The following is a 21038-nucleotide window of genomic DNA, read 5'->3' as shown; positions in this document are numbered from 1 at the left end:
CCCCACATGTTGATATGCATAGTTAACCTATGTAATCTATAGGCATGTCCCCAACCCACGGTGCGGATCTACTGGCGGTAGTGGCAAGGCTCAATCGACTCGCCACCCAGCGGGTCCGGATGCCCCTGCCCTACGGCCAGGCCCGCCTGCTGTCGACCGTCGAAGACCAGGGTTCGGCCCGCATCTCCGATCTCGCCGCCCTCGATCATTGCTCGCAGCCGACGATGACCACTCAGGTCCGCCGCCTCGAGGACGCCGGCCTGGTGTCTCGCACAGTCGACCCGGAGGATGCGCGCGCCGTGCTGATCCGCATCACTCCGAAGGGGGTGGACACGCTGCGGCAGGTGCGCATCGACCGGGCCGCGGCCATCGATCCCTACCTGGAGCGTCTCGACCCCGAGGATCGGGAAACGCTCCGCGACGCCGTCCGAGTACTGCGCCGCCTCCTCGAGGATGCCGCCGCGCCGTCCACCACCGTCAAATAACCGCAAAGGAGTGTCTCGCAGTATGTGGCGCCAACCCAAGGCTGTCTGGGCCGTCGCCTTCGCGTCCGTCGTCGCTTTCATGGGCATCGGACTCGTCGACCCGATTCTCAAACCGATCGCCGACCACCTCGATGCGTCACCATCACAGGTGTCGCTGCTGTTCACCAGCTACATGGCCGTGATGGGCGTGGCGATGCTCGTCACCGGCGTGGTGTCCAGCCGGATCGGCCCCAAGCGCACACTGCTGCTGGGCCTGGTGGTGATCATCGCGGGAGCCGGGCTGGCCGGCATGTCGGACACGGTGGCCGAAATCGTTGGCTGGCGGGCACTCTGGGGTCTCGGCAACGCGTTGTTCATCGCCACTGCGCTGGCCACGATCGTCGGCTCGGCGCGTGGATCGGTGGCCCAGGCGATCGTCCTCTACGAAGCTGCGCTCGGCCTCGGCATCGCCGTCGGCCCGCTGGTCGGCGGCGTGCTCGGCTCCATCTCGTGGCGGGGGCCGTTTTTCGGGGTGTCGGCGTTGATGGCGTTCGCCCTCCTTGTCACGGCGTTTCTGTTGCCATCGACTCCGCGGGCAGCACACGCCACCACGCTGGCTGACCCGTTCCGCGCGTTGCGGCACCACGGTCTGCTCGGCGTCGCGGTCACCGCGCTGCTGTACAACTTCGGCTTCTTCACCCTGCTGGCCTTCACGCCGTTCCCACTCGACATGAGCGCACACCAGATCGGGCTGATCTTCTTCGGCTGGGGCCTGGCACTGGCGTTCACCTCCGTGGTCGTCGCGCCGCGGCTGCAGCGCCGCTTCGGCACCGTGCCCACCCTGCTGGTGAATCTGCTGGCGATGACCGCGACGCTGGCGGCCATGGCCCTGGGCACCGATAACCGGGCGGTGCTCGCGTCGTGTGTGGTGGTCGCGGGACTCTTCATCGGGATCAACAACACGCTCATCACCGAGACCGTGATGAAGGCCGCGCCGGTTGAGCGCGGAGTGGCTTCGGCCGCCTACAGTTTCGTGCGCTTCTCCGGTGCCGCGCTGGCACCGTGGCTGGCCGGTGTGCTCGGCGAAGAGATCAACGTGCACGTCCCGTTCTGGGTGGGCGCGGCCGCGGTGCTGATGGGCGCCGGTGTGCTGGCGGCCACCCGCAGGCACCTGGCCGGCATCGACGCCGAAGAGGCTGAGGAGTCTGCACTCGACGAGATCACCGACGAGGCGGCGGCTGTCACCGTCGGTAGCGAGACTTGAGAAGTCATACAGCGAAGGCGTAGAACTGCGTGATCTGCTGTTGGGAGAAGTTGTCGTCGGTGACCAGCACGACGGTCTGCCTGCCGTCGGACAGCTTGGGGCCCAGCGTGATTCCCTCGACATTGTCGAGGTTGCGGATTTCGGGCACGTGGGACAGGTCCACGACCAGATCCTTGATCATCGGCGTGGCAGGCGCGTCCCACAACGACGCTCGGCCCAGAATGTCGTCAGCCTCGGCGATGCTGGCGCGATAGATCCGTGCGACGTTGTGCGACCCGTGCGACCGCTCGATCACCAGGAAGTTCCCGTCGTCCAGCGCGACCAGGTCGGACAGCCCGTTGGCTTCGCCGTCAGGTGCGGTGATCGGGTCGAGTGGGTAGGCATATTGCGCCGACGGGGTACCGGTGGCGACGTCGAACCGGGTGATGCGGGTCAGCGCACCGGAATCGGCTGTCGGCAGGCTGCCGTCGTTGAAACCGGGATCCTCCATCCCGGCGTAGAGGTATTTGCCGCTCGGCGTCACGGTCAGGCCCTCGAGCGCCATGTTCTGGCGTGGACCCGTGGGCTGCGCCGACATCGCGAGGCCGGGCGGAAGCGAGTACTGGGCGCGGAACGAGCCGTCGAGGCCGGCCACCCGTACCCACGGGTCCAGCAGCACCGGATGCGCGGGGTCCGTGGTGATTCGCTCACCCTCACTGGACCAGTACAGCTGTTGGCGGCGTTCGTCGAACGCGATACCCTCCGGGTCGGGCGGAACCGTCGGTCGGGCGGCATCATCGGACCGCGGCGGAAACGGCGCGCCGGAACGATCGAGCAGCGACGTGGTGGACATCCATTCCACGCTGCTCAATTTGTTGTCCGGGAACGTGATTCGCGCGGTGTAGAACCTGGCCGGGTTCTTCGCCGACCTGTCGTCGCTGATGACGTAGTACACCTGACGTCCCGGGTCGTAGCTGATCGCCGACAGCCCACCGACCGTCGTCGCGTCGAAGAGGTAGCCGTCGGGCACGTCGACCTCGCCGAGGAACGCGAACGACGACTCAGGCTGCGGAGCAGAATCACAGCCGACGGTCAGCAGACAACATGTCAACGCACAGCCCGACAGCAAACGACTCACGTGGCGACTGTACCGACCAGGGTGCCCACCGCGTAGGTGGCCCCGATCGCGATGGCGCCAAAGACCAACTGTCGCAGCGACGCCCACACAAGCGACTTCCTGGTGAAGCGAGAGGCGACGCCACCGGCGACCACCAGCCCAATGCCGCCCAGAATCAGACCGGCCCACAATGACTGGAAGCCAAGCAGATACGGGATGAGCGGGGTGATCGCCCCGATCCCGAACGTCACGAACGAGGAGATCGCCGCGACCCACGGTGAGGGCTTCTCCCGCGGATCGACGCCCAACTCCTGTACCAGATGGAAATTGACCGCCTTGTTCTCGTCGCGGTGGATCTCTTCGGTCGCCTTGACGGCGGTGTCGCGGGTCATGCCCATGTTGACCAACATCTCGGCCAGTTCCGCCGCCTCGGCCTGCGGGTGCATCTTGAATGCCCGCCGCTCGACCATGACCTCGGAGTCGAGTTGCTCGTTGGCGGTGCTGACCGACGTGAACTCGCCGAGCGCCATCGAGAATGCGCCCGCCGCCAGGCCGGCGAACCCGCTCAGCAGCACGGTGTGCGCCTCGGCCGCCGCCCCGACGCCGGCAATCAGCGCCGTGTTGCTGACAAGACCGTCCATCGCGCCGAATGTCGATGCCCGCAACCAGCCGCCGCTGACATCACCGTGACGGTGATCGAATTCGTGTGGCCGCCATGCCGCGGGGCCGACCCGCTCTGCCTCGGTCATGGTTGTTGATTCAACGCCACGAGTTTCTACTGGTCCAGCCAGGTTTGCCTACGTTTGCCACATCACAGTTTCCGCGCGCCTCAGAAGGGTTACCGTCGTTGGTATGACCACCACTGCGGAGCATCTACGCAACACGCTGGACGGCCGTTGGCGCGACGTGAAGAACCGGATGCGAGAGGAACTCTCCACCGAGGTCTTCCGGCCGCATTACACCCCGAACACCGTCATCGCCCGGACCAAGGTCGGCGAGCAGATGAGGATCATGGCCGCCCACGGGGCCGCCGAGGACGGGTTCAAGAAGGAACACGGCGGCAACGGTGACGTCGGGGCGGCGGTCACACAGATCGAGATGCTCGCGATGTCGGATCTCTCGCTGATGGTGAAGGCCGGCGTGCAGTGGGGACTTTTCGGCGGGGCGATCGAGAACCTCGGCACCGAACGCCACCACAAGGCCTATGTGCAGCGCCTCATCGACCTCGACCTGCTGGGCTGCTTTGCGATGACCGAGACCGGCCACGGCAGCGATGTGCAGGCGCTGGAGACGACAGCGACCTACGACCCGGAGACGCAGGAGTTCGTCATCGACTCCCCCACCCGCACGGCGCGCAAGGATTACATCGGTGGTGCAGCCGAAACCGCTCGGGTGGCAGCAGTTTTCGCACAACTCATCACACCCGACGGCGAAGGCCACGGCGTGCACTGTTTCGTGGTGCCCATCCGCGACGACCAGGGCAACGACCTGCCGGGCGTCACCACCTCCGACTGCCACTACAAGGGTGGGCTGCCCGGCGTGGACAACGGCCGCATCCAGTTCGACCACGTTCGCATCCCCCGGGAGAACCTGCTCAACAAATACGCCGACGTCGCCGAGGACGGTAGCTACAGCTCGCCGATCGACAATCCGGGCCGCCGGTTCTTCACCATGCTCGGCACACTGATCCGCGGCCGGGTGACGGTGGGTGGCAGCGCCGGCGCGGCAGCGCGGGTCGCACTCGACATCGCGACGCGGTACGCACTCGAACGCCGCCAATTCGCGGCTCCCGGCGAGGAGAACGAGGTCCTGCTGATGGACTATCTGGTGCATCAGCGCAGGCTCTTTCCCCTCATCGCACGGTCGTATGCTTTGCAGTTCGCGCAGAACGAACTCGTCGCGAAGACCCACGAACTGCAGACCGCCGACAATCCCGATGTCGAGGAGCAGCGCGAGCTGGAGTCCCGCGCTGCCGGGCTGAAGGCCGCCAACACGTGGCACGCGAGCCGCGCAATCCAAGAAGCGCGCGAAGCATGTGGCGGCGCAGGCTATCTCGCCGAAAACCGGCTGATCGCGCTGCGCGCCGACACCGACGTGTTCACCACCTTCGAGGGTGACAACCATGTCCTCACCCAGTTGGTCGCCAAGGAATTGCTCACCGCCTACGCCGACGACATCAAGGGCATGAGCCCGGTGGAGTGGGTGCGGTTCGCCGCCAACTTCGCCGGCGAACGGGTGCTGAAACGTACTGCGGCCGAGACGATCATCCAAACCATCCTCGACACCAGGCAGGACAACGAGGAAGAGGGCAGCCTGTTCAACCGCGGCACCCAGGTCAAGATGTTCGAGGACCGCGAGGAGTACATGCTCGCCACGGTAGCTCGCCGGCTGCAGGGTAAGTCGAAGGAGGTGAGCGCGTTCGAGGCGTTCAACGCGGTGCAGGATCACGTGCTGCACACGGCGCGGGCCCACATCGATCGCATCATCCTCGAGGCGTTCGTCGCCGGCATCGACTCCTGCGAATCCACCTCTGTTGAAGGGCAAGAGGCGCGCGAGATCCTCAACATGGTGTGCGACCTCTACGCGCTGTCGGTGATCGAGGAGGACAGAGGCTGGTTCGTCGAACACCGCTTCCTGTCCACGGAGCGCGCGAAGGCGGTGACGCGCGCGATCAACGAGCGGTGCCGCAATCTGCGGCCGTACGCCGAACTGCTGGTGGACGGTTTCGGGATACCCGAGCAGTTGCGCTACGCGGAGATGCTGCACCCGGAGAACATCCCCGACGCCGACGAACACCAAGAGAAGGACGCGATCAGCGCCGGCACCATAGAGCCCAGTTGACGCCTGCGTCGCCGACGTGTCGGTGGCGGGTGACACACTCGCCGGATGACTGATCTCGACGAGTTCTCCGGCCGGTCCGCGCTGGTCACCGGCGGCACGCGCGGCATCGGCAAGGGCATCGTCGACCGTCTGCGCGCCGGTGGCGCGAGGGTGCTGGTGGCCGCGCGCAGCGTGCCGTCCGACGGGCCCGACGACGTCATCGCAGCCGACGTGAGCACAGCTGAGGGGGTGGCTGCCCTCGCGTCCGAGGTGCTGAGCAGGGTCGGTCGGCTCGACATCGTCGTCCACAACGTCGGCGGCTCGGGGCAATACGACGGTGGCGCCGCATCGCTGACCGAGGAGGACTGGCACACCGCGCTGAGCGCCAACCTGCTGGCGGCTGTTCGGCTGGACCGCGCGGTGATTCCGGGCATGGTCGAGCGCGGTGCCGGGGCGATCATCCACATCACATCCATTCAGCGACGGGCGCCGCTGCCGACGTCGATCCCCTACGCGTCGGCCAAGGCCGCACTGGCGAACTACAGCAAGGCGTTGGCGAACGAGTTGGCCCCCAGCGGAATCCGGGTCAACGCGGTGTGTCCGGGCTACATCGAAACGGAGTCGGCGTATCGGATGGCCGAGGAGATCGGCCAGATCAACGACATCAGCATCGACGAGGCGCGCACGCAGATCATGGAGTCGATCGGCGGCATTCCGCTGGGCGCACCGGGACGGCCGGCGGACGTCGGCGAGTTGGTGGCGTTCCTCGTCTCGGACCGTGCCGGCTATATCGCCGGGGCCGAGTACGTCATCGACGGCGGTAGTGTGCGCGGGGTCTGATCAGGGGTTCGGGATCGGGTCTAGCGCCTTGAGCTTGCCGGCTGCGATCGTGAAACGGACGGTCGCGATGCCCGTCGGGCAGCAGGCCGGATCCTGGCCCTTGCGCCACTGATACTGCACCGTCGCGATGTCATCAGCGGTCGGGATGACCGTGATGTACGGCCGTGGGTCGGGCGTCGGGGCGCCGACGGAGGCGTTGTTGTCGAAGAACAGCACCTGCTGGGGACTGTCGGACGCGTCACCCGAGGTCACCACTACCCAGTGCAACCCGCAGTCGGCGGTGTGACCGCGCACGGTCTCCCGCCAGCGCTGTCCCACCGGCAGTTCGGGAAGCTGTCCGGTCTCGTAGGCGACCATATCCGCCGTGGGACCGTCGGTTCGGGTGTAGGTGGCCGACGCGGTCGGCGGCGCGCCGGGTGGACTCCATCCGCAACCCGCTGCGAACAGGCCCGTGCTCAGAAAAGCCGCCATCAGCCGGGTAAGCCGCATGTCCAGAGCCTACGGGCGGGCGGCTTTCTCCCGTCGCAGGTCCCTCTTGGTCAGGCCGGCTCAGCCCGCCGCGAGTTGCTTCTTGCCGTACACGCGCTCCATCATCGCGGTGTCACCGTGGATCTCGACCCGGACGGTCTTGCCGTCGCGCAGAGTGAATACATCGGCGTCGCGGCCACTTTCGTCACCCATGGTGATGTGGGTGAGGGCGACCACCGTATCTCCGTCGGCGAGAAGACGGTCAAGCTTCACCGTTACCGATTTCTCTGCCAACCGACCGAGGTACTCCATCACTTCGCTCTTGCCGCGATAGGTGCCGCTGATCGCGCTCTCGCCCGGTTGGATCCATTCGACTTCGTCGTCGAACGAGTTCATCACTGCCTCAACGTCACCTGCGGCGAAGGCTTCGTAGCCCCTCTTGATGACCTCGACGTTGTCCTGCTCTGACATTTCGCGCCCCCTTCGGGCAATCCGACATTCCGGCGCCGCGAGGCCGGCGGGTCTGGGGAGCCGCGAAACGCAGTCCCGGATCAACAGACCGTTCGCCGCCGGACTCAGTATCTGCCGCCCACGAGCGACATGATCGAGATCGGCAGAAATATTATGACGCCCTTGCCAATTCAAGGATTCTGTCGACGGCCGACCTACTCGAAGATCTTGCCGGGATTGAGAATGCCCGCAGGGTCGAAGGCCTTCTTGATTGCCCGGTGCAGTCCCAGCACTGTGGGCGATAGTTCGTGCACCAGACCGCCGCGCTTGAGGAGGCCGACTCCGTGCTCGCCGGTTATGGTGCCGCCCAGGGACAGTGCGGCGTCGAGAATGCCGTCGAAGGCGGCGTGGATCCGCCGCCAGAAGTCGGCATCGTCGTCTGACGGGCCGATGATCAACGGGTGCAGATTGCCGTCACCGGCGTGCGCGATATTGGCGATATGCACACGGTGTTGGCTCGCCAGCGCCTCGATGCGGGCGAGCATCTCTGGGACGTGTTCCTTGGGCACGCACACATCCTCGGTGATCACCGGTCCGAGCCGCTCGAGCGCCGGGTAGGCCAATCGGCGGGCCGCGAACAGGGCATCGGCTTCATCGAGATCGCTGGACCGCTCGGCCCAGGATGCGCCGCTGTCGCGGAAAAGCTCGACGATGGCATCGGCGAGCGTGGTACCGGTGGGCTCGGCATCATCGACCCGCGCCAGCAGAAGAACCTCGCCCGCGGCCGTCAGTCCCATCCGCTTCCAATCATCGACGGCCTGTAGGCAGAATCGGTCCATGAGCTCGAGTGCCGACGGCGTGATGCCCGCCGCACCGACCGCGCGCACGGCGGCTCCGGCGGTCACCAGTGACGGGAAGAAGCCGGCCACCGTGATTGGTGCGCTGGGCAGGCTACGCAGCCGGACGGTGATCTCCGTGACGATGCCCAGTGTTCCCTCGGATCCGACGAGCAGGCCGACCAAGTCGTAGCCGGCGACCCCTTTGGCGGTCCGGCGCCCAATGCGCACCACCTCCGCCGAGCCCGTCACCATCTCGAGCTCGAGCACGTATTCGCGGGTGACGCCGTACTTCACACAACACACCCCGCCGGCGTTGGTGGCGACGTTGCCGCCGAGGGTTGACCACGGCGAGCTCGCAGGATCCGGCGGATACCACAGCCCGTGCTCCGCGACCGCCGCGCGAAGGTCGTCATTGACCACGCCCGGCTGGATGACGGCCAGCCGCTCCAGTGGGTTGATCGAAAGGATCTCCGACATCCCCTCCAGGGAAAGCACCACGCAGCCGTCGATCGCGTTTGCGCCGCCCGACAAGCCGGTGCCCGCTCCGCGCGCCACCACCGGCGCGCGATGCCGCAGACAGATCTCGACGACCCGGCGCACCTCCTCGGTGCTGCGGGCACGGACGACGGCGGCGGGCTCGCCTGCCGGAGCGCCGGCCGCCTGATCGCGGCTGAGGCTGCGTGCCACGTCGGGATCGATGATCACCCGTCCCTCGGGCAGTGCAGCCTGCAGGTCGCCGATGACGGCATTGCCGGTGGCACTTCTCGCCGCGTTCACCGGTGTCGTCATCGTGTGCCCTCCTCGACCAGTTCAAGCGATATCGGCAGGTCAAGGTGGGGCGCGCCCAAGGCGCACAACGTGGAGGCGGTCAGCACCCCTTCATCATCCCGCTGCCTCAGGGCTTCCAGTGCATGGCGCCCCGGCGACGCTGCGTCCTGTCACACAGCAGAAAAGCGACAACGGCCAGTCTGATGCTGGCTGCTTAACACCACAGTTGCACCAACGGTCATCTAGCAGCGGAACACGAACGCAACCGGCCCAAAATCCGTCGCTACCCACTACGGTATCTCTCCCGCGCGAACCCCAAAAGGGGGCATTGCGGGGAATTGTGGCTCCCCCGGGTGGACTCGAACCACCAACCCTTCGGTTAACAGCCGAATGCTCTGCCAATTGAGCTACAGGGGACTGATGTCTGGACGCGGTCGGGCCGCGAGCCAAGAGAAGACTTTAGCCTACGTGCCAGCCGGCCCGCCAATACGACGTCGCCACGCGCCCATACAGGTTGGTGAGGCAGGATGGAACGTATTGCACCGTCGTCTGGGAGGGGTCCTGTGATCCGGTATCTCGTCATATTGAGTGTCGGCTACGTCCTGGGTTCGAAGGCCGGCAGACGCCGATATGAGCAGATCGCCGGGACCTACAAGGCGGTGACCGAAAGCCCGGCGGCGAAGGCCGTCATCGACGCGGGACGTCGCAAGATCGCCGACCGGGTCTCGCCGGATCCGGCGATGGTGAGGCTGACGCAAATCGACTCCGACACCCACGTGCTGGAGCCGGAGTCGACCGCGAACAACGAGCGCTAGGCGGCTGGATTACCCGATACCGTTCTGGATGCTGGTGCCGGGAAGCAACGGTCCGGTGCTGACACCGAGGCCGCCGCCGGGCATGCTGCCGCTGTTGGGCCCGAAGACGCCGAAGTCGGGTGTGCCCGCGTAGATCGGCTGGCCGTTGGAGTAGCCGGCGCACTGGTCGGGTTGGCCCTGCACACTGACGGTCGCCAGGCACTTCGGCTGCGCGCTGACCTGCGCGTCTGTCGACGCCGTCGCGGCATAGAGGGGGGCGGCCACGGCGGCGGCCACGAAGGCGCCGACCACGATCCGCCGCGTTGGGTTGGACAGACTTCTCGCTGTTCTCGCTGATATCCCTGATCGCACGAAATTGCCTCCCCACATCGGTCCCCGACAGCATCTACACCATATCCCGGACGGTGTGATCACGCAGTAAGGTCGTCGCCGCTGGCCTGCTCGAGCAGGCTTCGGCGATACGCCTCCATTGCGACCAGATCGCCGAACAACGCGTGGTACTCGTCGCCCTGCTCCACAGGTGACATCCGCTGCAGCTTGGACTTGACCTCGGCGATCTGGCGACCGATCCACACTTCCTGCAAGCGCGCCAGCACCCCGCCGATATAGCGCGGCAACCTTTCGTCGTCATCGACGTTGATGGCCTCCACGCCCAGCTCGTTGACCAGGCTGGCCGCCGGCGCCGACAGGGTCTGCTCGCGCACAGCCTCGATCCACTGCGCCCCGGACATTCCCGCGGACGTGCCGCCGGCCGCGACGATCGCGGTCTGTACCGCGCCGTAGCCGGGGTGGGTGAAGGTTTCGACGGTCAACGAGTCGAACACCGGGCCGGCCAGCGCCGGGTATTGCAGGGCTGATTTGAGCGCTTCGCGCTGCGGCCACAGTGTGGGGTCCGCGGGATTGGGCCGCGGCACGTCCTGGCTGCGACGCGCGGCCCGCTCACGCTGGACTGCCTCGGAGTCGGGTCGCCGGTGCTCCCGCCTGCCGCCACCGGACTTGGCTTCCTCCCGGACCCGACCGATGACCTGCGCCACGTCGGCCCAGCCGACCCAGCCCGCCAGCCGCCGGGCGTATTCGTCGCGCAGCATCGGCTCCTTGATCCGCGCGACCATCGGCACGCAACGCCGCAGTGACGACACCCGGCCCTCGGCACTGTCCAGGTCATGCTCGGCCAGCGCGGTCCGAATCGCAAACTCGAACAACGGCGTTCGGCGTGCGACGAGGTCACGTAGTGCGCCGTCTCCCGACTTGAGCCGCAGGTCGCACGGATCCATGCCGTCGTCGGCCACCGCGACGTAGGACTGACCGGCCAGGTTCTGTTCGCCTTCGAAGGCCTTCACGGCGGCCGCCCGCCCGGCGGCATCACCGTCGAACACGTAGATCAGCTCGCCGCGAAAGAAGTTGTCGTCCATCATGAGTCGCCGCAGCATGGACAGGTGCTCATCGCCGAAGGCGGTGCCGCACGAGGCCACGGCAGTCGTCACGCCGGCCAGGTACATGGCCATCACGTCGGTGTATCCCTCGACGACGACGGCCTGATGCCCCTTGGCGATATTGCGTTTGGCGAGATCTAGCCCGAACAGCACCGAGGACTTCTTGTACAGCACCGTCTCGGGAGTGTTGACGTACTTGGCCTGATTCTGATCATCATCGAACAGCCGGCGGGCACCGAAGCCGATCACCTCGCCGCCGCTGGCCCGGATCGGCCACAACAGCCTGCGGTGGAAGCGGTCCATCGGCCCGCGACGGCCCTCCCGCGAGAGTCCGGCGGCCTCGAGCTCCTTGAACTCGAAGCCCTTGCGCAGCAGATGCTTTGTCAGCGAGTCCCAGCCCGACGGCGCGAATCCGCAGCCGAACAGCGTGGCGGCCTCGGCATCGAAGTTGCGCTCGATCAGGTACTGGCGTGCCGGCACCGCCTCATCGGACTGCAGCGCGGCGGCGTAGAACTCCTGTGCTGCCGAGTTGGCGGCCAGCAGCCGGCTGCGGCTGCCCCGGTCGCGCTGCACGTTGGTGGTGGTGGCGCCGGTGTAGGTGACGGTGTAGCCGACCCGGTCGGCGAGCAGCTCGACCGCCTCGACAAAACTGACGTGCTCGATCTTCTGCAGAAACGCATAGACGTCGCCGCCTTCTCCGCATCCGAAGCAGTGGAAATGGCCGTGGTTGGGCCGGACGTGAAACGACGGCGACTTCTCGTCGTGGAACGGGCACAGGCCCTTCAGAGAGTCCGCACCTGCCCGGCGCAGCTGCACGTAGTCGGCGACGATGTCCTCGATCCGGATGCGCTCACGTATGGCCGCGATATCGCGATCAGGGATGCGGCCGGCCATCGGGTCAGTCTATGCGCGCGCCTCACGACGGCTACGCGGGTTCGAGGCGCTCCAGCCGGCCCTCGGTGAACGACGCGATCTGGTCGACGACCACCCTCACCCGGGCACCGTCGTCGACGGCGGCGTTGAACGCGGGCACGAAGATCGGGTCGAGGGTGGCGGGAGCGCCGGCCAGCAGCCAGTGGGCGACGCGGTGCACGCGATCGCGTTGGCTGGCCTGCAGGTCGAGGTGCCGGGGATCGGACATGATGAACTGCAGCGCGAGGATCTTCAGCACCGCGACCTCGGCCCGGACCAGGTCGGGCACCCTCAGGTCGGCGGCGTACCGGACGAGCGGTCCCGCTCCGGCGGCCTCCCGGGTGGCGGCGATGGCGGCCGACGCGAACCGGCCGACGAGTGCGCTGGTCAACTGCTTCAGCGCCACGGAGGCGGCCAGTGTCGCGTCGTACTTGCCGACAGCCTCGATCACCGGCAGGTTCGACAGCCGCTGCGCGGCGGCGACCAGGTCATCGGCGTTCAGACCCGCGCCCATGCCGTGGGATTCACCGAGGCGGCCCAGCACCGCGGCGGCGTCATCGTCGGCCAGCACCCGCATGTCGATCCGGCCGGAGACTACGCCGTCCTCGACATCGTGCACCGAGTACGCGACGTCATCGGCCCAGTCCATGACCTGGGCTTCCAGACATGGGCGGTTCCGGGGGGCCGTGGAGCGCACCCAGTCCGCGGCGGCCTTGTCGTCGGGGTAGAAGCCGAACTTGCGTTTCGTCCCGCCGCGCTCCCAGGGGTATTTCGTCACCGCGTCTAGGCCCGCGCGGGTGAGGTTCAGCCCGGCGCTCCGCCCCTGAGCGTCAAGGACTTTGGGTTCGAGGCGGGTGAGGATGCGGAAGTTCTGCGCGTTGCCCTCGAAGCCACCGTAAGCACTTGCGAACTCGTCGAGAGCCCGTTCACCGTTGTGACCGTAGGGCGGATGCCCGATGTCGTGGGCCAGCCCGGCCATGTCGACGAGGTCGGGGTCGCAGCCCAGCCCAATGGCCATCCCCCGCCCGATCTGGGCCACCTCCAGCGAATGGGTCAGCCGCGTGCGGGGGGTCTCGCTGTGCCGGGGCCCGACCACCTGGGTTTTGTCGGCCAGCCGACGCAGCGCGGCACTGTGCAGCACCCGGGCCCGGTCGCGGGCGAAATCTGTCCGATGTTCAGTGTCGGTGCCCGGCAGTGCGGCACCCTTAGGGGGCTCGACCGCCAGCCGCTGCCGATCGAACTCCCCGTATACGTCATCGATAATCGCCACCGACGCACAGTCTGCCAGCACTGTTCGCCGGTACCGCGTGGTCGGGGGCATGGGCGGCACTACATTGACCTCCATGCGCATTGCCCGTTTGCTCGGCCTCGTGCTCGCGGTGCTCGCAGGCAGCGTCCTGCTGGCACCGACTGCGTCCGCCCAGCCGCCGTTCCGGCTGCCCGGATATGTGACCGACGATGCCCGCGCGCTCAGCGGCTCAGACGTCGACGATGTTCAGCAGGCCGTCGACAAGCTGTACAACGACCGGCGGATCCGACTGTGGGTGGTCTACGTCGACACCTTCTCCGGGCAGGGCGCGGTCCAATGGACCGAACAGACAAGGCGTCTGAGCGATATCGACGCAACCGACGCCATTCTCGCGATCGCCACCGGAGATCGCGCGTACGCGCTGCTGCCTCCCACAGCGGGCTCGGGTGACATCAGCGAGTTGCGCCGCAATGACGTCGAACCTCAACTGCGCCAATCGAACTGGGCGGGCGCCGCGATAGCCGCGGCTAACGGATTCAACACGGCATCGTCTCCGACGTCGACGGGTTCGGGATTCACCTGGGTCGGCGTGCTGGTCGTCCTGGTGATCATCGCCGTGGCGGTGCTGGTGCTGGTGCTGTGGCGGCGGCGCCGTCGCAGCAAGCGGCGGGAGGCCGAATTCGCCGCGGCCCGCCATGTCGACCCCGCCGATCCCGGGGCGTTGGCCGCGGTGCCGCTCGACGCGCTCGACGACCTGTCCAAGTCGATCGTCGTGGACGTCGACAACGCGGTCCGCACCAGCGACAACGAATTGACTTTGGCGGTAGAGGAATTCGGCGGCGGGGACACGGCGCCGTTCCAGCGGGCGGTGGCCAACGCCAAGACTACCCTGGCGCAGGCGTTCAACGTACGCCAGATCCTCGACGACGCGGTACCCGAGTCGGCCCAGCAGCGACGCGACCTGCTGACCCGCGTTGTCGTCGCCGCGGCCAAGGCCGACCGTGAGTTGGACGATCAGCGCGAAGCCTTCGAGCGGATGCGCGACCTCGTGATCAACGCCCCGTCGCGGCTGGACGCGCTCACCCAGCAGCTGGTCGACGTGACCGCGAGGGTGGAGCCATCCGCACAGGTGCTCGTGGCGTTGCACAAGCAATACTCCGACACCGCGCTGGCCTCGGTGGCCGGCAACGTCGAAACGGCCAAGCAGCGACTGACTTTCGCCGAGCAGAACATCACCAACGCCCGCACTCTGATATCCCGGCCGGCGGGCAGCCAATCCGGGCTGGTCGACTCGATCCGTGCGGCGGAGTCGGCGCTCGGGCAGGCCCGGACCCTGCTGGATGCGGTCGACAGCGCCGCCACCGACATCAACCGGGCGGTCGCGACGTTGCCCGCGGCCATCGCCGACCTCCAGAACGGCATCACCCAGGCCGGCGGGCAACTGGCGCAGGGCAATACCACGAAGGCCGCAGAACTCGGCGCCGCTCGTGACGCCGCGGTGAAAGCCGTCGCCGAGGCGCAGAACACCGGTACCGCAGATCCGCTCGGCGCGTTCACCAAACTGACGCAGGCCGACGCCGAGCTGGACCGGCTGCTGGCCACCGTCGCCGAGGAGCGTGAAGCGAACGAACGCCTCAGCCGCATCTTCGATCAGGCCCTGTTCACCGCGCAGTCGCGGGTCCGCGGTGTGTCCGACTTCATCGACACGCGGCGCGGCAGCATCGGTCCGGAAGCCCGCACCCGGCTGGCCGAAGCCGTGCGCCAGCTCCAGGCGGCACAGGACAGGAAGGCGACGAATCTCAGCGAGGCCATCGCGCACGCGAACGGCGCGGCGATGCTCGCCGGGCAGGCCCAGGCCATGGCGAACGCCGATGTGCAGGCCGCGCAGCGCTCGTACACCGGCCGCTACGGCGGTGGCGGCGGATCCGATATGGGCGCGGTCCTCGGCGGCATCATCATCGGCAACATCCTGAGCGGAGGATTCAGCGGCGGCGGCCTCGGCGGTGGCGGCGGCTTCGGTGGAGGCGGCGGCTGGAGTTCGACGTCGTTCGGCGGCTCGGGATCCTCTGGCGGCTGGAGTGGCGGCGGCGGCGGCCGCTTCTGATTTGGCGCGAGCGAGCGTGTCTGCGGCCGACACGCCGCAAGAATTCACGAGTCCACGCACCCTCACGCTGCGCGGGAGCGCTGCAGCTCGACCTCGATGCGGCGCAGCATGTCCCACGGGGTCCGTCTGACGTCGTCGGCCACGATGGACAGCACGGCCCAGCCGATCTCCTGTAACGCCGCCCGCTTTTGGCGATCCCTGCGGAACTTGTCGGTGTCGCTGTGCCAGTCACACCCGTCGTACTCGACGGCCACCCTGCGGTCCGGCCACGCGAAATCCACGCGCCACGTCCGTCGATTGCGATCGACGATGCCGTATTGCAACACGGGCAGCGGCAGGCCTCCGTCGATCATCACCAGCCGCGCCTCGCTCTCCATCGGGGATTCGGATTGCGGCGCGGCGAGTGGAATCAGCGCACGGACGTTCACAATTCCCCGTCTGCCGGCCTGACGCGCCGCCGCCGCGCGAATCTGGCCACGGTCGCAGGCCCCGCTTCGCAGCGCGGCGTCGAGTGTCGCCAGCGCACGCGGGCGCCACAACGCCCGAGCCACCTCGACAGCAGTCCACGCCGGTGTGGTTGCCGGCCGGCCCTCGACGTCGATGATCGGTGCACCGTCGCGACGGTGGACGGATAAACCGTCTCCGCTTCGCAATTGGTGACCATCAGGATTGAGAATGTGTAGGTCGACAGCTTCTTCGGTGTCGAAGCCGTACAACTTGGCTGCGGTGCTCAGACAGACCGCCACTCGCTGCCCCGCACGCAGGTCGACTCCATGCAGCCGAGTCAGGCCGTCGGGCTCGTCGCGGCTGTACACGCCGGGCCAGACCTTGATCAACTCGCCGTGTCGGATGCGATTGTCGAGCTGGGTTCTGCTGAACACGGTGAGCAGTTGAGCGGTGCTGGCCACCCCGCCCTGCGCGGTGAGAAGACGGTCGAGATCGCTGGACATGGCCACGATCGTCAGGCAATCGACGCGCGCGCCCCGGCCGCGGCGACCAAGATGTGGATGAAACCCGGATTGGGCATATTGGGCATGCCGCCATGACCCCGCGAGCGTGCGAGAACTCGTTAAAATTCCCGGCGTGTCGGCCGCAGACACGCACGCTCGGCAGGAGGGTGTCAGCAGCCCTTGAGGCGCACCGCGAGGTAGTCGCTGACCGCGTCGATCGCGATGCGGTCCTGGGTCATGGCATCGCGCTCGCGGATTGTCACCGCCTGGTCCTCAAGCGAGTCGAAGTCGACGGTGATGCAGTACGGGGTGCCGATCTCGTCCTGTCGCCGGTACCGACGGCCGATGGCGCCCGCATCGTCGAAGTCCACATTCCACGACTTGCGCAGTTCGGCGGCCAGATCGCGGGCCTTCGGCGAGAGGTCGGCGTGCCGCGACAGCGGCAGCACCGCCGCCTTGACCGGCGCGAGCCGCGGGTCGAGGCGCAACACCGTGCGCTTGTCGATGCCGCCCTTGGCGTTGGGCGCCTCGTCCTCGGCGTACGCGTCGATGAGGAACGCCATGAACGAACGGGTCAGGCCGGCCGCCGGCTCGATCACGTACGGCACGTAACGGGTGTCTGCGGCCTGGTCGTAGAACGACAGGTCGGCGCCGGAATGCTTCGAGTGGGTGGACAAGTCGAAGTCGGTGCGGTTGGCAACCCCCTCCAGCTCACCCCACGGATTTCCCTGGAAGCCGAACTTGTACTCGATGTCGACGGTGCGGTCGGAATAGTGCGAGAGCTTGTCCTTCGGATGCTCGTACAGCCGCAGGTTGTCGCGATCGATACCGAGGTCGACGTACCACTGCACGCGCGCGTCGATCCAGTATTGGTGCCACTCCTTCGCGGTCGACGGCTCGACGAAGAACTCCATCTCCATCTGTTCGAACTCGCGGGTCCGGAAGATGAAGTTTCCCGGCGTGATCTCGTTGCGGAAGCTCTTGCCTATCTGGCCGATTCCGAACGGCGGTTTGCGCCGCGCCGTGGTGACCACATTGGCGAAGTTGACGAAGATGCCCTGTGCGGTCTCGGGCCGCAGATAGTGCAGGCCCTCCTCGGTTTCGATCGGGCCGAGGTGCGTCTTGAGCATCATGTTGAATTCGCGTGGCTCGGTCCACTGTCCGGGCTCACCGGTGTCGGGATCACTAATGTCGGCCAGCCCGTTCGGCGGTGGATGACCGTGCTTGGCCTCATAGGCTTCGATCAGGTGGTCTGCGCGGTAGCGCTTGTGGGTGATCAGCGATTCGACCAGCGGATCGTGGAAGACCTCGACGTGGCCGGAGGCGACCCACACCTCGCGGGGCAGGATGATCGCACTGTCCAGGCCGACGACATCGTCACGGCCGGTGACGACCGTGCGCCACCACTGGCGTTTGATGTTCTCTTTGAGTTCCACGCCGAGCGGTCCGTAGTCCCACGCCGATTTTGTTCCGCCGTAGATCTCGCCGGACTGGAACACGAATCCGCGACGCTTGGCCACGTTTGCAACGGTGTCGATGATGGACGCCACGGGTGAACAGCGTAGCGACCGATGCGGCGGCGTTGACATGCGCGAGTGCGCATGTATTCTGACGCCATAATGAAAACGGTTTCCACTATGGCTGCGCAGGCAGAGTCGCACGACCACGGCGGCTCTCCGTTCCCCGACCTTCCGTCGCGCGACGTCCTCGACACCGCGGGTGATCTGCTGCGTGCGCTGGCCGCGCCGGTGCGCATCGCGATCGTGCTGCAGTTGCGGGGGGCGGCCCGGTGCGTGCACGAGCTCGTCGATGCGCTCGCGGTACCGCAGCCGCTGGTCAGCCAGCACCTGCGGATTCTGAAGGCGGCCGGGGTGGTCGCCGGCGAGCGGTCAGGGCGGGAAGTGATGTACCGCCTGGTGGATCACCACCTCGCCGACATCGTCGTCGCCGCAGTCACCCACGCCGCCGAGGGCGGCGAGTGACCGCCACCGGCGTGCGGGCCACCCGCCAGCGCGCCGCCATCTCCGCACTGCTGGAGAACCTCGACGAGTTTCGCTCCGCCCAGGAGTTGCACGACGAACTACGCCGCCGTGGCGAGGGCATCGGCTTGACCACCGTCTACCGGACCCTGCAGTCGATGGCCACCAATGGGCTCGTCGACACCCTGCGCACCGACACCGGCGAGAGCGTCTACCGGCGCTGCTCGGACGACCACCACCACCACCTGGTGTGCCGTGTCTGTGGCTCCACCGTCGAGGTGCAGGGCCGTCAGGTCGAAGTGTGGGCCGCTGAGATCGCCCGCGAGCACGGGTTCTCCGACGTCAGCCACACCATCGAGATCTTCGGCGTCTGCGGCGACTGCGCGGCCGCAAACCGCGGCTAGCCGGAGGCGTCGATGAGGTCGCGACGAATGTCGCCGCCCGTGCCCAGCACCAGGAGGATCAGGGTGCGCAGCGCCTCGTCGGTCAGTCCGGCGGCCGGAAAGTTGTACCGCAGCAGCACGTCGCCGACCTTTTTCGAGTTGCGTTTGGCTCCTGCGCTCTTCTCCACCAGGGACACCGTGCCCAGCAGGGTCTCGCGGGCATGCCGGGCGATCTTGGTGCGAACCGTGCTGTCCACCGGCAGATCCCACACCAGGATCTGCGTCAGCGACACCATTTCCAGGCCCTCGGCGATTGTCACGGCCCGCAGCGACGCGAGTGTCTCGTCGTGGTGCACGGTGACCGCACCGTCGTCCTCCCGCTCCAGCGGCAGGATGTCGTCGAGGATCGCGACGAGTCGCTCCCCGAGTTCCATCTAGGCCCGCCCGCTGAGGTACATCATTCGGCTCTGCCGAAGCGGCGGTTGCGGTTGACGTACTCCTCGCACGCCTCCCACAGGTCGCGGCGGTCGTAGTCGGGCCAGAGCTTGTCCTGGAACACGTATTCGGCGTAGGCCGCCTGCCACAGCAGGAAATTGCTCGCCCGCTGCTCCCCCGACGTGCGGATGAACAGGTCGACGTCGGGGATGTCGGCTCGGTGCAGATGTTTGGCGAAAGCCGCCTCGTTGATCCGGCCCGGGTTGAGCCTGCCGTCCGCAGCCTCCTGCGCGAGTTCGCGTGCCGCCTCGACGATTTCGGTGCGGCCGCCGTAGTTCACGCAGTAGTTGATGGTGATGACGTCATTGTCGACGGTCATCTGCTCGGCGATGTCGAACTCCTTGATCACGCTGCGCCACATCCGCGGGCGCGAACCCACCCATCGCATCCGCACGCCCATGTCGTTGAGGTTCTCCCTGCGACGGCGGACCACCTCGCGGTTGAACCCCATCAGGAAGCGGACCTCCTCGGTGCTGCGCTTCCAGTTCTCCGTGGAGAACGCGTACACCGTCAGGTGTTTGACGCCGATTTCGATGGCGCCGCAGGTGATGTCGATCAGCACCGCCTCGCCCATCTTGTGGCCCTCGGTGCGGTGCAGGCCGCGCTGGGTGGCCCAACGGCCGTTGCCGTCCATCACGACGGCGACGTGGTTGGGCACCTGGTCGGCGGGAATCTGGGGTGCGGCGGCCTTCGACGTGTGCTGGGGCGGCCGGGCGAATTTGCCGTTGGTCCGCGCCGGCAGGTCCGGGAAGATCACGGGCCACGTCGACGTGTCGGGAAAGGTCGGATAGTCGTCAGGCGCCGGGGACAGCTGCGGGTAGGTCTCCTTGCCCCTCTTCAATATCTTTCCCGCCCCTCCGGTCCCGCCCGACGCCATGGCTGACATCCTGCCCGAATAGCGAAACGCGTTGGTCAGCGACTGTGCGATCGACCCGGTAAACCCGCTCGACCAGCGGCAATGTCCGCAGTTGGCGTTCCAGATGCCACTGTAGATGCGCGGCGACCAATCCACTGGCCTGGCTGCGATACGACGGTGACGACTCCTGAGCATGTTCCCAGTCGCCCTCGTAGAGCGCGGCCAGCAGGTCAAGCACGCCCTGCGGCGGTGTCACCGAACCGGACGGTCTGCAGTGCACGCACACGCTGCCGCCCGCCGCGACGTGGAACGCTCGATGCGGTCCGGGTGCGGCGCAGCGGGCACATTCGATCAGTGCCGGCGCCCACCCCGCGATTCCCATGGCACGCAACAAATAAGCGTCGAGCACGAGTTCCCGCGGGCGGCCGCCGTCGGCGACCGCCCGCAACGCCGAGACGGTGAGCCGGTGCAGCGCGGGCACGGGGGCCCGTTCCTCCCCGGCCAGCCGTTCGGCGGTCTCCAGAATCGCGCACGCAGAGGTGTACCGGCCGTAGTCGTTGACGATGTCGGTGGCGAACGCGTCGATGGCCTGCACCTGGGTGACGATGTCGAGGTTCCGGCCGGGATACAGCTGAACGTCGATGTGCGCGAACGGCTCAAGCCTGGCCCCGAACTTGCTGCGGGTGCGCCGCACCCCCTTGGCCACCGCACGCACCAGACCGTGCTCACGGGTGAGCAGCGTGACGATCCGGTCGGCCTCGCCGAGTTTGTGCTGGCGCAGCACGACCGCTCGGTCCCGGTACAGCCGCATCGGTACAGTCTCCCACTTGGATCGGACAGCTACCCGTTGGCA

At 67.0% G+C, this 21038-nt stretch carries 21 protein-coding genes and 1 tRNA gene; 8 read left to right on the top strand and 14 right to left on the bottom strand.

The window, feature by feature from the left end:
- Positions 1-44: 44 nt before the first annotated feature.
- Both ACVWWN_RS18325 and ACVWWN_RS18320 read left to right on the top strand, forming a co-directional pair.
- Positions 45-485: a MarR family winged helix-turn-helix transcriptional regulator gene (locus tag ACVWWN_RS18325; protein WP_457145130.1), complete on the top strand. Its 441-nt coding sequence runs from the start codon at positions 45-47 to the stop codon at positions 483-485.
- A gap of 22 nt (positions 486-507) precedes the next feature.
- Positions 508-1728, top strand: a complete 1221-nt coding sequence (locus ACVWWN_RS18320) for an MFS transporter (protein WP_457145129.1) — start codon at positions 508-510, stop codon at positions 1726-1728.
- A 4-nt stretch (positions 1729-1732) separates the two neighbouring features.
- Here the strand turns inward: ACVWWN_RS18320 and ACVWWN_RS18315 are convergent, their stop codons facing one another.
- Entirely contained in the window at positions 1733-2845 is a 1113-nt protein-coding gene (locus tag ACVWWN_RS18315) for an esterase-like activity of phytase family protein (protein ID WP_457145128.1), read from the bottom strand.
- Positions 2842-3573: a VIT1/CCC1 transporter family protein gene (locus ACVWWN_RS18310; RefSeq protein WP_457145127.1), complete on the bottom strand. Its 732-nt coding sequence runs from the start codon at positions 3571-3573 to the stop codon at positions 2842-2844. Before ACVWWN_RS18310 ends, ACVWWN_RS18315 begins: the two co-directional genes overlap by 4 nt.
- Before the next feature lie 103 nt (positions 3574-3676).
- Between ACVWWN_RS18310 and ACVWWN_RS18305 the strand changes: the two genes are divergently transcribed.
- Complete coding sequence (locus ACVWWN_RS18305) at positions 3677-5665, top strand: acyl-CoA dehydrogenase family protein (RefSeq protein WP_457145126.1); 1989 nt, start codon at positions 3677-3679, stop codon at positions 5663-5665.
- A gap of 45 nt (positions 5666-5710) precedes the next feature.
- On the top strand, positions 5711-6484 hold the full coding sequence (locus ACVWWN_RS18300; RefSeq protein ID WP_457145125.1) for an SDR family oxidoreductase: 774 nt from the start codon (positions 5711-5713) through the stop codon (positions 6482-6484).
- On the opposite strand, the gene ACVWWN_RS18295 is transcribed toward ACVWWN_RS18300, so the two are convergent.
- From ACVWWN_RS18295 to ACVWWN_RS18280, 4 genes are all read right to left on the bottom strand, one after another.
- A complete protein-coding gene (locus ACVWWN_RS18295; protein ID WP_457145124.1) occupies positions 6485-6973 on the bottom strand; it encodes an LppP/LprE family lipoprotein in 489 nt (162 codons plus the stop codon).
- Positions 6974-7033: 60 nt separating this feature from the next.
- Positions 7034-7423 (bottom strand): nuclear transport factor 2 family protein, encoded by a 390-nt coding sequence (locus tag ACVWWN_RS18290; RefSeq protein ID WP_457145123.1) that lies wholly within the window; start codon positions 7421-7423, stop codon positions 7034-7036.
- Positions 7424-7617: 194 nt separating this feature from the next.
- A complete protein-coding gene (locus ACVWWN_RS18285) occupies positions 7618-9030 on the bottom strand; it encodes an FAD-binding oxidoreductase (RefSeq protein WP_457145122.1) in 1413 nt (470 codons plus the stop codon).
- Positions 9031-9350: 320 nt separating this feature from the next.
- A tRNA-Asn gene (locus tag ACVWWN_RS18280) sits at positions 9351-9426 on the bottom strand.
- 146 nt (positions 9427-9572) lie between these two features.
- Here ACVWWN_RS18280 and ACVWWN_RS18275 point away from each other — a divergent pair.
- On the top strand, positions 9573-9824 hold the full coding sequence (locus ACVWWN_RS18275) for a hypothetical protein (protein WP_457145121.1): 252 nt from the start codon (positions 9573-9575) through the stop codon (positions 9822-9824).
- Between the two features lie 9 nt (positions 9825-9833).
- Here the strand turns inward: ACVWWN_RS18275 and ACVWWN_RS18270 are convergent, their stop codons facing one another.
- The 3 genes from ACVWWN_RS18270 to ACVWWN_RS18260 all read right to left on the bottom strand — a co-directional run bounded on the left by ACVWWN_RS18270 (position 9834) and on the right by ACVWWN_RS18260 (position 13439).
- Positions 9834-10115 (bottom strand): DUF7155 family protein, encoded by a 282-nt coding sequence (locus ACVWWN_RS18270; protein WP_457145120.1) that lies wholly within the window; start codon positions 10113-10115, stop codon positions 9834-9836.
- A 119-nt stretch (positions 10116-10234) separates the two neighbouring features.
- Entirely contained in the window at positions 10235-12151 is a 1917-nt protein-coding gene (dnaG, locus tag ACVWWN_RS18265; protein ID WP_457145119.1) for a DNA primase, read from the bottom strand.
- A gap of 31 nt (positions 12152-12182) precedes the next feature.
- Positions 12183-13439 carry a deoxyguanosinetriphosphate triphosphohydrolase gene (locus ACVWWN_RS18260; RefSeq protein WP_457145118.1) on the bottom strand — a complete coding sequence of 419 codons (1257 nt, stop codon included), beginning with the start codon at positions 13437-13439 and terminating at the stop codon, positions 12183-12185.
- Positions 13440-13512: 73 nt separating this feature from the next.
- Here ACVWWN_RS18260 and ACVWWN_RS18255 point away from each other — a divergent pair, with 73 nt between their 5' ends.
- The gene (locus ACVWWN_RS18255) at positions 13513-15522 is read left to right on the top strand and encodes a TPM domain-containing protein (RefSeq protein WP_457145117.1); all 2010 of its coding nucleotides are present in this window, start codon (positions 13513-13515) and stop codon (positions 15520-15522) included.
- Between the two features lie 62 nt (positions 15523-15584).
- Here ACVWWN_RS18255 and ACVWWN_RS18250 read toward each other — a convergent pair whose 3' ends face one another.
- Both ACVWWN_RS18250 and ACVWWN_RS18245 read right to left on the bottom strand, forming a co-directional pair.
- On the bottom strand, positions 15585-16472 hold the full coding sequence (locus tag ACVWWN_RS18250) for a DUF559 domain-containing protein (protein ID WP_457145116.1): 888 nt from the start codon (positions 16470-16472) through the stop codon (positions 15585-15587).
- A 170-nt stretch (positions 16473-16642) separates the two neighbouring features.
- Positions 16643-18061 carry a glycine--tRNA ligase gene (locus tag ACVWWN_RS18245; protein WP_457145115.1) on the bottom strand — a complete coding sequence of 473 codons (1419 nt, stop codon included), beginning with the start codon at positions 18059-18061 and terminating at the stop codon, positions 16643-16645.
- A gap of 30 nt (positions 18062-18091) precedes the next feature.
- Here ACVWWN_RS18245 and ACVWWN_RS18240 point away from each other — a divergent pair, with 30 nt between their 5' ends.
- Together ACVWWN_RS18240 and ACVWWN_RS18235 are read left to right on the top strand one after the other, a co-directional pair.
- Positions 18092-18454, top strand: coding sequence for an ArsR/SmtB family transcription factor (locus ACVWWN_RS18240; protein WP_457145114.1), 363 nt, complete (start codon positions 18092-18094; stop codon positions 18452-18454).
- A complete protein-coding gene (locus ACVWWN_RS18235) occupies positions 18451-18855 on the top strand; it encodes a Fur family transcriptional regulator (RefSeq protein WP_457145113.1) in 405 nt (134 codons plus the stop codon). Before ACVWWN_RS18240 ends, ACVWWN_RS18235 begins: the two co-directional genes overlap by 4 nt.
- Here ACVWWN_RS18235 and ACVWWN_RS18230 read toward each other — a convergent pair.
- From ACVWWN_RS18230 to recO, 3 genes are read right to left on the bottom strand one after another with little or no spacing between them, the layout of a single operon-like run.
- Positions 18852-19268 (bottom strand): hypothetical protein, encoded by a 417-nt coding sequence (locus ACVWWN_RS18230; RefSeq protein WP_457145112.1) that lies wholly within the window; start codon positions 19266-19268, stop codon positions 18852-18854. The genes ACVWWN_RS18235 and ACVWWN_RS18230 overlap by 4 nt on opposite strands.
- A gap of 23 nt (positions 19269-19291) precedes the next feature.
- On the bottom strand, positions 19292-20206 hold the full coding sequence (locus ACVWWN_RS18225) for a decaprenyl diphosphate synthase (protein ID WP_457145111.1): 915 nt from the start codon (positions 20204-20206) through the stop codon (positions 19292-19294).
- Positions 20124-20996: a DNA repair protein RecO gene (gene recO, locus ACVWWN_RS18220; RefSeq protein WP_457145110.1), complete on the bottom strand. Its 873-nt coding sequence runs from the start codon at positions 20994-20996 to the stop codon at positions 20124-20126. The genes ACVWWN_RS18225 and recO overlap by 83 nt, the downstream gene beginning before the upstream one ends.
- Between the last annotated feature and the right edge of the window lie 42 nt (positions 20997-21038).

The sequence above is a fragment of the Mycobacterium sp. URHB0021 genome (genome assembly GCF_054057895.1).
Note: the sequence above shows the minus strand (reverse complement) of the source record. Positions and strands in the feature narration are given on the sequence as shown.

Bases quoted from the DNA above. Each gene is read 5' to 3' on its own strand.
- ACVWWN_RS18325 (WP_457145130.1), top strand. From the start codon at position 45: ATGTCCCCAACCCACGGTGCGGATCTACTGGCGGTAGTGGCAAGGCTC.
- ACVWWN_RS18320 (WP_457145129.1), top strand. From the start codon at position 508: ATGTGGCGCCAACCCAAGGCTGTCTGGGCCGTCGCCTTCGCGTCCGTC.
- ACVWWN_RS18310 (WP_457145127.1), bottom strand. From the start codon at position 3,573: ATGACCGAGGCAGAGCGGGTCGGCCCCGCGGCATGGCGGCCACACGAA.
- ACVWWN_RS18305 (WP_457145126.1), top strand. From the start codon at position 3,677: ATGACCACCACTGCGGAGCATCTACGCAACACGCTGGACGGCCGTTGG.
- ACVWWN_RS18300 (WP_457145125.1), top strand. From the start codon at position 5,711: ATGACTGATCTCGACGAGTTCTCCGGCCGGTCCGCGCTGGTCACCGGC.
- ACVWWN_RS18295 (WP_457145124.1), bottom strand. From the start codon at position 6,973: ATGCGGCTTACCCGGCTGATGGCGGCTTTTCTGAGCACGGGCCTGTTC.
- ACVWWN_RS18290 (WP_457145123.1), bottom strand. From the start codon at position 7,423: ATGTCAGAGCAGGACAACGTCGAGGTCATCAAGAGGGGCTACGAAGCC.
- ACVWWN_RS18285 (WP_457145122.1), bottom strand. From the start codon at position 9,030: ATGACGACACCGGTGAACGCGGCGAGAAGTGCCACCGGCAATGCCGTC.
- dnaG (WP_457145119.1), bottom strand. From the start codon at position 12,151: ATGGCCGGCCGCATCCCTGATCGCGATATCGCGGCCATACGTGAGCGC.
- ACVWWN_RS18255 (WP_457145117.1), top strand. From the start codon at position 13,513: ATGCGCATTGCCCGTTTGCTCGGCCTCGTGCTCGCGGTGCTCGCAGGC.
- ACVWWN_RS18250 (WP_457145116.1), bottom strand. From the start codon at position 16,472: ATGTCCAGCGATCTCGACCGTCTTCTCACCGCGCAGGGCGGGGTGGCC.
- ACVWWN_RS18245 (WP_457145115.1), bottom strand. From the start codon at position 18,061: ATGTCAACGCCGCCGCATCGGTCGCTACGCTGTTCACCCGTGGCGTCC.
- ACVWWN_RS18240 (WP_457145114.1), top strand. From the start codon at position 18,092: ATGAAAACGGTTTCCACTATGGCTGCGCAGGCAGAGTCGCACGACCAC.
- ACVWWN_RS18230 (WP_457145112.1), bottom strand. From the start codon at position 19,268: ATGGAACTCGGGGAGCGACTCGTCGCGATCCTCGACGACATCCTGCCG.
- ACVWWN_RS18225 (WP_457145111.1), bottom strand. From the start codon at position 20,206: ATGGCGTCGGGCGGGACCGGAGGGGCGGGAAAGATATTGAAGAGGGGC.
- recO (WP_457145110.1), bottom strand. From the start codon at position 20,996: ATGCGGCTGTACCGGGACCGAGCGGTCGTGCTGCGCCAGCACAAACTC.